Genomic DNA, 13,231 nt, shown 5'->3' with positions numbered 1-13,231 from the left:
CAGAGTTTCTGGGGCGCTAGCGCCATTTCATGGTCATGAAGAACCCGACCATGGCCACACCGAAACCGATGATGATGTTCCAGCCACCGGCCATGGACAGCGGGAGCTGACCTGAGGTGATGTAGTAGGTGATCACCCAGAGCAGACCAATGATCATCAGCCCGAACATGGTCACCTTGTACCAGGTGGGCAGGGAGTCCTCATCGGTGTCGAGGTCCTCGAACCCGAAGGTTTCGGCATCGCTGAGCGGGGAGGCGGACTGGTCGGCCTGGGCCTTGCTGCCGCGGTTCTTCCTGCGCTTGGACTCTGGCACGTAGAACTCCTGAGTTTTGGGTATCCTGTGGACGTCAAATGTCTTTCCTCGCCATTCTACGCAAAGCGAGCCGCTGACCACGATGACGCTCTCACCTCCGCGCCACGCAGCCTCCCCGGTGCCGCCCTCGCCGCCTGCGGGGAAGAAGAAACCACGCCGCTCTGTGGGCTCGAAAGTTCTGGGCGGTTTCGGCGAAATCCTGATTACCCTCGGGGTCCTGGGTCTGCTTTTTGTGGTCTGGGAACTGTGGTGGACCGGTATTGAGGCAGAATCCGACCGCCAGGATTCGCTCAATGAGTTCTATGCCAATGCTCCCGAGGGTTTCCCGGAGATCAGCCCCGGCGGGGAGGATGACGAGGAGGAGGGCACTGACTCAGGGCCGACCCCCGCGGATTTCGAGGTCTGTTACACCCTCGATGACGGAACTGAGATCGGCTGCGCCCCGCATATGCGCTCCCAGACAGGTCCCGAGCAGATCATGGGCACTGTCTACGCCCCGCGGCTGGGTGATACCTGGGCCGCCCCGATCCGCCACGGCACCACCACCAATCAGATCGACCGCGGCGGTGTGGGCCACTATGTGCACACCGAGTTCCCCGATGAGCCCGGAAACTTCGCCCTGGCCGGTCACCGCAATACCAACGCTTCCATGCTGGGCAATCAGGACGATCTGCAGACCGGGGATGCCATCTATGTGGTCTCCTATGACGGGATCTATGTCTATGAGGTCGCCGAACGCCATGTGGTGACCCCCCAGTCCACTGAGGTGCTGGCCTCTCTGCCCGGTGAGCCCGGGGCGGAGGCCGAGACCGGGGTGCTGACCTTCACCACCTGTCACCCGATGTTCTCCAACCGGGAGCGGCTGATCCACCACGCTGAGATCGTGGACTTCGTGCCCATCGGTGGTCAGGCTCCGGATGAGCTGGCCCATCATGAATATATCTCGCAGCTGTTCTACACCGGGGGTGAGGCCTGATGTACGCCTGGTTCTTCAATGAGGTGCTGCCGGGTCCGCTGTGGCTGCGGATCATTCTGACCCTGCTGCTGCTGGCCGCCATCGTCTATGGGCTGATGGAGGTCGTCTTCCCCTGGCTGAGCGAGTACAGCCCGCTGGGTGATGTGACCATGGAGGAATAGGATGGTGGGACTATGACCCGCATCCTCGTCATCGACAACTACGACAGCTTCGTCTACACCCTGGTCGGCTATCTGCGTGAGCTCGGCGCCGAGACCACCGTGATCCGCAATGACGATCTCAGCCTCGAGGAGGCTAAGACTCTGGCCGCCGAACACGATGGTGTGCTGATCTCCCCCGGTCCGGGAACACCGGCTGAGGCGGGGGTGTCGGTGGAGCTGATCCGCTGGTGCGAGGAATCCCGCTCCCCCATGCTTGGGGTCTGCCTGGGGCATCAGGGCCTCGGAGAGGCCTTCGGCGCCACGGTCAGCCATGCCGAGCAGCTGATGCACGGTAAGACCTCACCAGTTTCGCATACCGGTCATACCTCCTTCGCGGGACTGCCCGAGACCTTTGAGGCCACCCGGTACCACTCCCTGGCTGTGCGGCCGGAGACGGTCCCGGATGTTCTGGAGGTCACCGCCACCACTGCCGACGGCGTGATTATGGGCCTGGCGCATAAGACCGCACCCCTGTGGGGCATGCAGTACCACCCGGAGTCCGTGCTCACCGAGGGCGGCTACCGGATGCTGGGCAACTGGCTGGAGGCCCTGGGGCATGAGGGCGCGGCAGAGAAGGCCGCCACGCTCAACCCCATCCGCCGCTGACCAGCGACTAACCGGCGTGGGGCAGCAGAACGCCCCGGGCCAGGGCACGGATCGCGGCCACTGCATCGGGGTGGTCGGTGAAGCCCTGGGTGCAGACCCCCAGCACCAATGGTTCGGGGGCCTCGATGAACGCCACATCATGACGGATACCCTCCACCCAGCCGGATTTTGATCCCCACCGGGTATCGGAACCGAAGACTTCGGGGACCACACCGCCGATGACGCCATCGCGCTGTTGGGCCAGCAGGTCGCAGCAGTAGCCGGTCAGTTCTGCATTCAGCAGATCCCCGCGGATCAGTGCGGCCATAAGCTCAGCGAGGTCCCCTGCGGTACAGCCGCTGACCGCCCCCTGGTGCCGGTAGGCGAGCATATCCCCGTAGCGACGGCGCAGTCCGCTGTGGGTGCAGCCGGCGTCGTCGAAGACTGCGGCGATATTCTCCCGGCCGGCGAGATCAATGAGCACGTTAGTGGCCTCATTGGAGGAGACGGTGATCATCCGGTGGCAGATATCGGTGATACTGAGCTGCTGGCCGGCGGGCCAGTCGGGGTCCTTCTCCTCCCCGTGGAAGCCGAAGGGAGTTCCGTCGTGGTCGCTGGGCCAGGTATCGGCAGCCAGCACTTGATCCTCGAGGCTGAACCGGCCGGCCTGAACACCTCTGGCCACGGCAACCAATACAGCCAGTTTGAGAGTACTGGCGGGGGTGAAAACCTTCTCGGGCAGGTACTCGGAGAGCACGGTGCCATCAGCGCGGACCAGCCGCCAGGCCACCACCGGTGTCCTACCGGCAACAGCGGTCAGTGTCCCGTCATCCGGTGCCTGCTGATTCATCAGTTCCCCTCAGCGAAAGCTTTGACCTGAGCCACAAAGCTGCGGGCCAATTCCCGGGACTGTCGCTCGTTCTCGGGTGCCTCCGCCTCTGCGGCCTCGGCGAGCGCGGCCCGGTCGATACCGTCCTCGGCCAGGGAGGATTCATTCCAGCCCCGGATCCGGTAGGCATCGGCCTCGGGGTGGAACTGCACACCCCAGGCGCAGTCGCCGATCCGAAAGGCCTGGACCTTACAGGCCTCATTGGTGCCCAGCAGCACCGCGTCATCGGGCAGGGCGGTCACCGAATCCTTATGGTTCTGGATCATCCGCAGCTGCTGCCCGGCCAGGGAGGCGAACAGGGGGTCCTCCGCAGCGGCGGGCAGGAGATCGATGCCCACGGAGCCACGTTCGGTCTCCCCGGAGGATTCGGTGACCTCGCCGCCGGCGACATGGGCCAGCACCTGTTCACCTAAGCAGATGCCCAGCAGTGGGATCCGCTGATCCAGGGCCTGCTGGGTCAGTTCCCGTTCTTTGGGCAGCCAGGGGCCGCGTTCATCGTTATCGGGCATGAATCCGCCCCCGAGCAGGATCACTCCGTGGTAGCCCTGGAGGGTATCGGGCAGGTTCACTCCGGAGACCAGTTCGACGACGGCGCCGTCCTCGGCCAGCCAGTTGGAGAGCCTTCCGATGCCGGAGCCTGGAGAGTTTTGGACAACAAGAATGCGCATGGGGTTCACCCTAGTGAATCGGCGACTGGCTCGGCGGTGCCGCGGACTTCGTCACGGCCGAACTGGGCGGAGTAGTGGCAGGCGGACTGCCAGTTGCGGGGGTCGGCGTCGAGCACTGCCAGATCCTGGGTGCGGCATTTCTCCTCGATCCCGGCCTCGGCGGCCTTGCCGGAGGCCACCAAGGGGCAGCGCGGGTGGAAGCGGCAGCCGCTGGGGATCTGGGAGGCATCAGGTGCCTCACCGGTGAGTACCTGGGGGTCCCCCACCGGGGAGTCCGGCAGCACGGAGACCAGGGCGCGGGTATAGGGATGCTGGGGGTCCAGCAGCACCTGTTCCACCGGCCCCTGTTCCACGATCCGGCCGAGGTACATCACCGCGATCCGGTCGGCGATATTCCAGGCCAGGCCGAGGTCATGGGTGACCACCAGGGCCCCAAGGCCGAAGTCATCCCGCAGCCTTTGGAACAGGGCGAGGATCTCGCCGCGGACGGAGGCGTCCAGGGAGGCCACCGGCTCATCGGCGATGATCAGTTGGGGGTCCAGGGCCAGGGCACCGGCGATGACCACGCGCTGACGCTGACCCCCGGAGAGCTCATAGGGGTAGCGGTTCAGGTACTGCTCCGGTGGCCGCAGTCCGGCCTGGGAGAGCGCGCTGATCACCTGGTCGTATTCATTGGAGCCTTCGATCCCGTGGATGCGCAGCCCCTCGGCCACGGCGTCGTAGACGGTATGCCGGGGGTTGAGGGCTCCGGTGGGATCCTGCAGCACCAATTGGACCTGTTTGCGGAAGGCCCGCAGTTTCTTGGTGGACTTCGGCAGGGATTTCCCGCCGAAGGTGATGCTGCCGTCGGTGGCGTCCTCCAGGGCGAGCATGGTCCGGGCCAGGGTGGACTTCCCGCAGCCGGATTCTCCGGCCAGGGCCACGATCTCCCCGGGGGCAATATCCAGGTTGACCCCGGCTACGGCCTGGGCCTGTCGACCGCCGGGAAGGTCAAAGCTGACCTTGAGGTCACGGGCGGAGAGCAGCTGGTCGTTCACGTCACGGGCTCCTGAGTGCTGGTGGGTGGGACTGGACTGCTGGGTCGGATGGATTGGCCGTCCTGGGCCACAAGGCAGGCGCTGCGGCGCAGATCTTCATCGGGTGCTTTCACCGGCAGCAGTTCGGGCACGGTGGTGGAGCAGTCATCGCGGGCCACCGGGCAGCGCGGGTGGAAGGGACAGCCGCTGGGCAAATCGGTGGGTACCGGGGGGTCACCGGCCAGTCCGCGGGGGTTGCGGCGGGCCTCGGGGTCGCCGATCACCGGGAAGGCCGAGCCCAGGGCAGCACCATAGGGGTGGCGTGGTGCGGTGAACATGGCGTGGCCCTGGCCGACTTCGACGATCTGCCCGGCGTACATCACCGCCACCCGGTCACACATATCAGCCAGCACCGAGAGATCGTGGCTGATCATGATCAGGCCCATCTGGCGTTCGGCCACCAGATCCCGCAGCAGCTGCAGCACCTGGGCCTGGACCATGACATCCAGGGCGGTGGTGGCCTCATCGGCGATGATCAGCTCGGGGTCGCAGGCTAAGGCCATGGCGATCATCACGCGCTGGCGCTGGCCTCCGGAGAGTTCATGCGGGTAGTTCTCGGCCCGCCAGGCCGGCAGCCCGACCTGATCGAGCAGTTCTGTTACTCGGCTGCTGACCGCCTTGGCGCCCATGGAGGGGTTATGCACTTCGATGGGTTCGGCGATCTGTTGGCCGATCCGGTGCACGGGGTTCAGCGCGTGCATTGCGCCCTGGAAGATCATCGAGGCCCCACTCCAGCGCACAGCGCGGAGCCGGCCGAATTTCATCGTGAGGATATCCTCGCCGTTGAAGAGCAGTTCGCCCTCGACCTTGGTCTCCTTGGGCAGCAGCCGCAGCAGGGACATTCCGAGGGTGGACTTCCCGGAGCCGGATTCACCGGCAATGCCGATGGTCTCCCCGGCCTGCAGGGAGAAGCTGACCCCTCGGACGGCGGGTACATGGCCGCGTGCCCCGCGGTAGGTGATGGTCAGATCCTGGATATCGAGCAGGGAGGTCATGGGCTCACTTCCGCAGTCGTGGGTTCAGTGCGGTCTCCAGGGCACGTCCAGCCAGGGTGAAGCAGAGCACCACCAGCAGGATCATGAGACCGGGTGCCAGGATGTACCACCAGGCTTGGGCCGTCATCGCACCGGCCGACCAGGCCTGGTTGAGCATCCTGCCCCAGGAAACTGAGGCCGGATCGTAGAGGCCCAAGAACGCGAGGGTGGACTCGGTCAGAATTGCTCCGGCCACCGCCATAATGGTCGAGGCCAGCACCAGGGGCATCACATTGGGCAGCACATGGCGGACCATCTGGTGGCCGTGGCCTGCGCCGAGGGCCTTCGCCCGCTCCATATAGGGTCGGCCCTCAACAGCTCGGGTCTGGGCGCGGACCACACGGGCGGTTCCGGCCCAGGAGGTGACGCCGATGGCGATGACCATCACCAGCATGCCGCGGCCCATAATGACCACCAGCACCACGGCGAGCACCAGGGTCGGCAGGTTCATGAACCACTCGGCGATGCGCATCAGCACCCAGGAGATCTTGCCTTCGAAGTGTCCGGAGATGATGCCGACGGTGGTGCCGATGATCATGCCCAGGAACGCCGCTGCCATTCCGATGATCAGGGTCACCCGGGTGCCCAGAATCGTCAGTTCGGCCACCGAGCGTCCGCGGTCGTCGGTGCCGAAGATATAGCCGTCTCCGGGTGGGGCCATCCGTTCGCCGGTAGCCTCGACAACTGAGGTGGCGTTCTCGGAGACCAGCATGGGTCCGAAAATCGCCAGGATGATGAAGATGCCCAGGCCGATGAGGCCGACGACGCCGCCCTTCTGCTTGGCGAACTCCTTCCAGAGTTTTCCGGAGGCACGCCGCCATCGGGCGAGCCGGATGGCCCGGGGGCTGTACTGAACTTCGGCGCTGCTGCTCATACTTTGCGTGCTCTCGGGTCGATGAACCAGTACAGAATGTCCGCGGCGAGGTTCGCCAGCACGGTGGATCCGGCGAAGATGATGAACAGCCCCTGCAGCACCGGGTAGTCCGGCACCGAGATGGCTTGGTAGAACATGTACCCCAGGCCGGGCCAGGAGTAGATCATCTCGGTGATCAGGGAGCCGTTGATGAGGTTACCCAGGGACATGAAGACCACTGTGGTGGTCGGCAGCAGGGCGTTGCGCATAGCGTGCTTACGCCGCACTGCCGCATCCCGCAGGCCCTTGGCCCGGGCGGTGGTGAGGTAGTCATTGCCCATCTCGTCGAGCATGGCCGCCCGCATGGTCAGCAGGTAGCCGGAGTACATCATCAGGGTCAGCGTCAGTGTGGGCAGCGTGAGGTGATAGACGGTGTCCAGCAGCTGCGGGAAGAACTCATCCGGGGTCTGCGCAGAGCCCATCCTTCCGGTGGGGAACAGGCGAAGCTCCCGGGAAAAGATGATGATCGCCAGCATGGAGATCAGGAAGGTGGGCGCGGCGAAGAACACCAGGGCGGAGTAGACATTGACCCGGTCGAAGCGGGTGCCGTGCCGCCAGGCGGAGGCAGCGCCGAGGCCGTAGCCGATGAACACGGCCAGGACCATGGCCACACCGCCGAGCAGGACAGTGGGGCCGACCCGGTCGACGAAGAGGTCCATCACCGGGACGTTGTATTGGATTGAAGTACCCAGGTCGCCTTGGAAGAGGTCGGTCAGATAGTTCCAGAACTGGATCATCATCGGCTCGTCGAGCCCATATTCGGCCCGCAGTCGGGCCTCCAGCTCTGGAGTGGGGTTCTCGACCTCCTGCATGAGGTTGGTCACCGGGTCTCCTGGGAGGACCCGGAAGATGAAGAAGGCCGAGAACACGATGGCCAGCAGGGAGACCAGGGTGCCCGATGCCCGGTTGATCAGGTATCGGACAAACCCTGCGTGGTTTCCCCTGGTCTTCTGCTGCGCCTGTTCGGCGCCCTGGGTGACTGTCACGAGTTACTCGCGATCCTCAGCTGTCTGCTTCCGACGGATCAGGAAGAACACCAGCAGACCGCCGACGAGCACGGCGGCACCGCCGGCACCCCACAGCACGCCGGTGGGCACCCCGCCGACCTCTTCACCGGTTGGTTCTGCCCCGTGGAAAGCCCAGGGGCCGGTCTGGCCGAGGATGGCGCCCTCATCGGCGGGCTGGGTGACGATGTTGTCGATTTTGGTGTCGGAGTAGGCCTCGCGAACATATGGGTACCAGAGGAAGACGAACGGGGCGTCGTCGTACAGAATTCGCTGAGCTTCGTGGAATGCTGCCAGGCGTTCGTCATCGTCCTGTTCTGACTGGGTGGCGGCTACGGCCTCGTCGAACTCCTCGTTGCAGTAGAAGACGTCGGTACCGGTGCCCCCCGGTTCGCTCGGCAGGACTCCGCAGGTGTTCCGCTGAAAGTTGTAGATCGGGTTGGGCTGCATGCCCCAGCCGCTGATGAACATTTCTACGTCGCCATCGGTAAAGATCGCGCTGGCGTCCTCGGAGTAGATGACCTCGAGGTCGATGCCAATCTCGTCGAGCCACTCCACGAGATATTCGGTGACGTGCTCGGTTTCAGTCGCATCAGGGGCGATGGCGATGGCGAATTCCAGGGGTTCACCATCGGGATCCTCACGCACGCCGTTATCACCCATGGGGTAACCGGCGTCGTCTAAGATCCGGTTGGCTTCCTCCAGATCAAAGTCGACCCGCTCGTCCTCGCTGGGCTCCCACCAGATCTGGGAGAAAACGTTGGGCACCATGCTGGTAGCTGGGTCAGCATGTCCACCCAGGACGTTGTCGATCAGGGTCTGGCGGTCGATGGCATGGTGGATCGCCTGGCGCACCTGCGAATCCTGCAGGGCATCATGGGCATCGCCAAATTCCTCACCGTCAGCAGTCTGTGAACCGGTATTGAAGTAAAGCCCCATCCATCGCCGGTCCGGTGCAACATTGGTCTCGATACCATCGATGCCCTCGAGGCGTTCGATCTGGGCTTCGTTGAGTCCGCCGACAATGTCTACTTCACCGGACTCCAGAGCAGCGACTGAGGTGTCAGGCTCGGTGTAGTACTGATAGACGATCTCGTCGAATCCGGCCGGTCCCCGGAAGTAGTCATCGAAACGCTCATAGCGGATGAAGGTGTCGACCTCGAAGTCAACCATCTGATAAGGGCCGGAACCGATGATGGGGAACTCATCATTGGCCCAGTCGGACCATTCACCCTCGTGCTCCTCCCAGATGTGCTTGGGCAGGATCTCCTCATCGGTGACTTCGAACCCATAGTCGAAACGATTGAGCGTGAATTCGACGGTCAGATCGTCAATGACCTCGATCTCCTCAATGAGATCGATCATCGCAGCATATTGGACCTCAAGGTTCGGGTCGTTGAAGATGATGTGGTAGGTGTACTCCACATCCTCTGCCGTGATGGGCTCACCGTCATGCCAGGTCATACCCTCGCGCAGGTGGTAGGTCCAGGTGAGGCCGTCATCGGAGACATCCCAGTCCTCGGCCAGACCGCCGGTGGGGCTGTAGTCCTCAGCATCGACTCGCACCAGCGGTTCGTAGACCAGCTGTCGGAAGGCATGCTCAATCACATAGATCTGGTTGAAGGGGTTCCACTCCTCCACCGACTGATTGGTGGCGATCACCAGGGTATCGGGGTCCTCGGAGTCAACCTCCTCGGCGGAGTCAACCTCCTCTTCGACTTCGGCACCGTTGTCCTCGGCGTCCTCGTCAGCGTGTACTGCCGGCACGGCTGCAGTTCCCAGCAGCAGTGCTCCGGTGAAACCACCGGCCAGCATCTTCTTCAGGTTGGCCATTTGTTTTCCTCACTCTGGGTGCGAGCAGATATGGGCGCAGTCACAGACTCTCACGTCTCATGTTAAGAAGTTGTTAACGCGTCCACCTGCAATTATATATTTTGCGCGTGTTCTACGTCACACTTTCAACCTGTGTTTATGCTGGAGATCATTCGATGAGTAATTGACTGCCACAGACTGTGACGAAGGCGAGGGCCGATGGGCGTCCATTCCCACTGGGGACTTCAGTTCGGCCGACTGGCGCCGGGCCCGAGGAATCTGATCACCGATGTCCCCGGGGTCCAGGTGGGTCACTGCACTCTCGATGAGGGTGAAGCTCGTACGGGGGTCACGGCAGTGCTCCCCCACAGTGGAAATATTTTTCACCAGAAGGTGCCGGCCGCCGTCGAAGTCTTCAATGGGTTCGGCAAATCGGTGGGCCTGATGCAGGTCACCGAACTGGGCACTCTGGAGACCCCGATTCTGCTGACCAATACTTTCAGCGTTCCCGAGGCGAGCGCGGCCCTGATCACCGAGGCCCTTGCTGCCAATCCGGAGATCGGCACCACCACCGGCACAGTCAACCCTGTGGTCTTTGAGTGCAATGACGGGCCGATCAATGACATTCGGGGCCGGGGCCTGCGCAGTGAGCATGCCGAGGCCGCCCTGGCTGCCGCAGATGCAGACTTCTCCGAAGGAGCCGTGGGTGCTGGCCGGGGAATGCGCAGCCACGGGGTCAAGGGCGGTATCGGTTCAGCCTCCCGGAGGGTGGCCAAATACACGCTCGGGGTGCTGGTGCTCTCCAATCATGGACAGCCGGAGGATCTGGTAGCCGGCGGTCGACCGATCGGGCCGGGTCTGGCCGAGCAGCTGGGCGCCCCATCCGAGGCAGTGGCCGAGCCGGAGCAGGGGTCGATCATCATTATTCTGGCCACCGACGCACCGGTCAGCGACCGACAGCTGCGGAGGTTGGCCCGGCGCACTGCTGTGGGCCTGGGCCGGACCGGCTCATTCATGGGTCACGGCAGTGGAGAGATCGCCCTGGCCTTCAGCACCGCGCAGACCATTGCCCATATCCCACCGCAGGAACCGGCACAGCTGCGGATTCTCGGTGATGAACAGTTGGACCCCTTCTTCCTGGCCGCAGCTGAGGCCACCGAGGAAGCTGTGATCTCTTCCCTGCTGCATGCCAAAGCAGATACCACTCGCAATGGGGAGCCCGTCCCCTCTCTTGCCGATCTCTGGCCCAGTATCCCCAACATCTAGGAGATTCCATGTCCCTGCAGTCCACCGCCGCCGATCTGGAGGCGAAATTCGGCCTGCGCGCCTATGTCTGTGCGCAGTCCCTGAGCTCCTCAGAACGTGTGGGGCACCGGCAGAGCGATTTGGCGGTCACCGCCTCGGTCTTCAAAGTCCCGGTGCTGCTGGAGGCGCTCAGTCAGGTGGCGGCCGGGGAGAACGAGGCCGAGCAGCGGGTCCTGGTCAAGGCCGATGACTACCGAGTATTGGGTGGGACCGGAATTGCCAGTTTCGCCCATGATGTGGAGCTCTCCTTCCGGGATCTGTGCCTGTCGATGATGCAGGTCTCCGATAACCGAGCCACCGATGTGGTCATGGAGATGGTCGGTTGGGATCGGATCAACGCCCGACTGCGCAGCCTCGGCCTGGAGAAGACCGTGGTGGAGGGTGACTGTCGGGATCTGTTTGCGACTATCGATGAGGATGAGCAGGCCCTGGCCGATGGCAGGATCTCCGAATCCCGGGATGAGCTGGGCGCCCCGGTGCATCTGCGGGCCCTGGACCCGAAGCGGGCCAGCCGCACTACAGCTGAGGAATGCACCGAGCTGCTGCGCCGGATCTGGCAGGCCGAGGATGTTGACCCCGAGGTCAGCCGGGGTATGCGCGAGATGATGGCCGAGCAGGTCTGGCGACACCGGCTCAGCGCCGGCTTTCCCGGTGATGACATCACTATTGCCGGTAAGACCGGGACACTGCGCCATGTGCGCAATGAGGTCGGGGTCGTGGAGTACCCCGATGGTCAGCGTTATGCAGTCTCGGTCTTCCTGCGTATCCCGGAGTCCTATCTCCGGGTTCCCCATGCCGACCAGGCGATCGGCACTCTCGGTGCCGCCGCCGTGGCTGAACTGCGAGGTGAAGCATGAGCACCCATGATGTGCTGCTGACCGGTGGGCGAGTCATCGATCCCGCCACTGGATTCGACGCTGTGGCGGATTTGGCCATCACCGGTGGCGAGATCACCTATCTGGCTGCCCCCGGCAAGGAGACCCCTGAGGCTGAGACGGTGGTGGATGCCACCGGCAAGATCCTCGCCCCCGGGTTCATCGATCTGCATGCCCATGGCCAGAATCTCACCGGCCACCGGCTGCAGGCCTTCGATGGTGTCACCACAACTCTGGAGCTGGAGTCCGGGGCAGCGCCGATCCGCTCGGCCCTGAACTGGAGCGCTGAGCAGGGTCGCCCACTGCACTATGGATTCTCCGCAGGCTGGCTGCACAGCCGAATCCTGGTGATGGAGGAGCTGGAGGATAAGGCTGATGCCCTGGATCCGCTGCCCCTGGACTCCTGGGCATCCCTGCAACACCTGCAGTCCTGGCGCGGTGAGGCAACTCCAGAGCAGATCGGCCGGATCGTTGAGCTGACTGCCAAGCAGCTGGATGCCGGGGGTCTGGGGATCGGAATGCTGCTGGGCTATGCACCCGGCACTTGTGCCGCCGAGCTGCAGGCCATTGCCGAACTGGCGGTGCAGCGGGATGTTCCATTGTTCGTCCATGCCCGCCGCGGCGGACCCGAGGGTCTCGAAGAACTTCTTGAGCTGAGCCGCAGTACTGGCGTGCAGGTGCATCTGTGTCATTTCGGCTCCACCAACTCCGGAAGCCTGGCGGAGTCCACTCAGCTGGTCTTGGACGCCTATGCCGAGGGGCTGCCCTTCACTACCGAGTCCTATCCCTTTGGAATGTCCTCCACGGTCATCGGGGCAGCCTTCCTAGATCCGGAGGTGATGAAACAGACCGGCCGGGATCCCCGCCGGATCATCGTCCTGGAGACCGGTGAGGAGATTGCCAGCTATGAACGTCTGGCCGAGCTCAGGGCTGAGGACCCCGGCACCCTGATCCTGGGCCGGACCTATGATGAGCGGATTCCTGAGGACCGGGCGGCCCTGCAGCAGGCGGTGACCCTGAAGGATGCCGCCTTCGCTTCGGATTCCATGCCGGTGAAACCTGCATCCAGTGGTTGTATGGCCGGATTGGAGAACCCCACCGATATCGATGAATGGCCGCTGCCCGAGGGGTTTGTCGTTCACCCCCGCGCAACTGGCTGTTTCACCCGGGCGATCAGCTGGCTGGCCCGCGATGCACAGGCGCTGAGCCTCTCTGAGGTGATCGCTCGTTCCAGCACCATACCGGCTCGGATCATGTCCCGGGCCTTCCCCGAGTTCAAGCGGAAGGGGACCCTTCAGCCGGGCTCCGATGCCGATCTCGTGGTCTTCGATCTGGAATCCCTGACTCCCAATGAGGATTTCACCCGGGTGGAGCCCACGACCGGCGTGGACCAGCTCTGGGTCGGTGGAGTCCAGGTGATCGAAGATGGTCAGCTCAAGCCTGAGGCTAAACCGGGCCGGGCACTGCTGGGCTGAGCCAGCTGTCACCGCTCTGTTTTCCCACTGGACACACAAAAGGGTTATAGGCAAAAATGTGTGTACAGGATGGCCCCGGATCGTTGATCTGACGCCGATGTAGGGG

General features: G+C 63.6%; 14 protein-coding genes. 6 read left to right on the top strand and 8 right to left on the bottom strand.

Features of this window, described 5'->3' with window-relative positions; genetic code table 11:
• Positions 1-16: 16 nt before the first annotated feature.
• A complete protein-coding gene (locus HGQ17_RS15400; protein ID WP_168888284.1) occupies positions 17-313 on the bottom strand; it encodes a cell division protein CrgA in 297 nt (98 codons plus the stop codon).
• An 82-nt stretch (positions 314-395) separates the two neighbouring features.
• Here HGQ17_RS15400 and HGQ17_RS15395 point away from each other — a divergent pair, with 82 nt between their 5' ends.
• Genes HGQ17_RS15395 through HGQ17_RS12475 form a run of 3 tightly spaced genes read left to right on the top strand, consistent with a single transcriptional unit; the run spans position 396 to position 2,095 of the window.
• A complete protein-coding gene (locus HGQ17_RS15395; RefSeq protein WP_168888283.1) occupies positions 396-1,289 on the top strand; it encodes a class E sortase in 894 nt (297 codons plus the stop codon).
• A complete protein-coding gene (locus HGQ17_RS12480; RefSeq protein ID WP_168888282.1) occupies positions 1,289-1,450 on the top strand; it encodes a hypothetical protein in 162 nt (53 codons plus the stop codon). The genes HGQ17_RS15395 and HGQ17_RS12480 overlap by 1 nt, the downstream gene beginning before the upstream one ends.
• Positions 1,451-1,462: 12 nt before the next feature.
• Positions 1,463-2,095, top strand: coding sequence for an anthranilate synthase component II (locus HGQ17_RS12475; protein WP_168888281.1), 633 nt, complete (start codon positions 1,463-1,465; stop codon positions 2,093-2,095).
• 7 nt (positions 2,096-2,102) lie between these two features.
• Here the strand turns inward: HGQ17_RS12475 and HGQ17_RS12470 are convergent, their stop codons facing one another.
• Genes HGQ17_RS12470 through HGQ17_RS12440 form a run of 7 tightly spaced genes read right to left on the bottom strand, consistent with a single transcriptional unit; the run spans position 2,103 to position 9,491 of the window.
• Positions 2,103-2,924, bottom strand: a complete 822-nt coding sequence (locus HGQ17_RS12470) for a serine hydrolase (protein ID WP_168888280.1) — start codon at positions 2,922-2,924, stop codon at positions 2,103-2,105.
• Positions 2,924-3,631, bottom strand: coding sequence for a type 1 glutamine amidotransferase (locus HGQ17_RS12465; RefSeq protein ID WP_168888279.1), 708 nt, complete (start codon positions 3,629-3,631; stop codon positions 2,924-2,926). The genes HGQ17_RS12470 and HGQ17_RS12465 overlap by 1 nt, the downstream gene beginning before the upstream one ends.
• A 5-nt stretch (positions 3,632-3,636) precedes the next feature.
• Entirely contained in the window at positions 3,637-4,668 is a 1,032-nt protein-coding gene (locus HGQ17_RS12460) for an ABC transporter ATP-binding protein (protein ID WP_168888278.1), read from the bottom strand.
• On the bottom strand, positions 4,665-5,702 hold the full coding sequence (locus tag HGQ17_RS12455) for an ABC transporter ATP-binding protein (RefSeq protein WP_168888277.1): 1,038 nt from the start codon (positions 5,700-5,702) through the stop codon (positions 4,665-4,667). Before HGQ17_RS12455 ends, HGQ17_RS12460 begins: the two co-directional genes overlap by 4 nt.
• A gap of 4 nt (positions 5,703-5,706) precedes the next feature.
• Positions 5,707-6,615, bottom strand: a complete 909-nt coding sequence (locus HGQ17_RS12450; protein WP_168888276.1) for an ABC transporter permease — start codon at positions 6,613-6,615, stop codon at positions 5,707-5,709.
• Positions 6,612-7,640 carry an ABC transporter permease gene (locus HGQ17_RS12445; protein ID WP_168888275.1) on the bottom strand — a complete coding sequence of 343 codons (1,029 nt, stop codon included), beginning with the start codon at positions 7,638-7,640 and terminating at the stop codon, positions 6,612-6,614. Before HGQ17_RS12445 ends, HGQ17_RS12450 begins: the two co-directional genes overlap by 4 nt.
• Before the next feature lie 3 nt (positions 7,641-7,643).
• On the bottom strand, positions 7,644-9,491 hold the full coding sequence (locus HGQ17_RS12440) for an ABC transporter substrate-binding protein (protein ID WP_168888274.1): 1,848 nt from the start codon (positions 9,489-9,491) through the stop codon (positions 7,644-7,646).
• Positions 9,492-9,689: 198 nt separating this feature from the next.
• Between HGQ17_RS12440 and HGQ17_RS12435 the strand changes: the two genes are divergently transcribed.
• From HGQ17_RS12435 to HGQ17_RS12425, 3 genes are read left to right on the top strand one after another with little or no spacing between them, the layout of a single operon-like run.
• A complete protein-coding gene (locus HGQ17_RS12435; protein WP_168888273.1) occupies positions 9,690-10,736 on the top strand; it encodes a DmpA family aminopeptidase in 1,047 nt (348 codons plus the stop codon).
• Between the two features lie 8 nt (positions 10,737-10,744).
• Positions 10,745-11,632, top strand: coding sequence for a serine hydrolase (locus HGQ17_RS12430; protein ID WP_168888272.1), 888 nt, complete (start codon positions 10,745-10,747; stop codon positions 11,630-11,632).
• Entirely contained in the window at positions 11,629-13,125 is a 1,497-nt protein-coding gene (locus HGQ17_RS12425) for an amidohydrolase family protein (protein ID WP_168888271.1), read from the top strand. Before HGQ17_RS12430 ends, HGQ17_RS12425 begins: the two co-directional genes overlap by 4 nt.
• Positions 13,126-13,231 lie beyond the last annotated feature (106 nt).

Source organism: Nesterenkonia sedimenti (assembly GCF_012641515.1).
In the GTDB taxonomy this organism is placed as follows: domain Bacteria; phylum Actinomycetota; class Actinomycetes; order Actinomycetales; family Micrococcaceae; genus Nesterenkonia; species Nesterenkonia sedimenti.
Note: the sequence above shows the minus strand (reverse complement) of the source record. Positions and strands in the feature narration are given on the sequence as shown.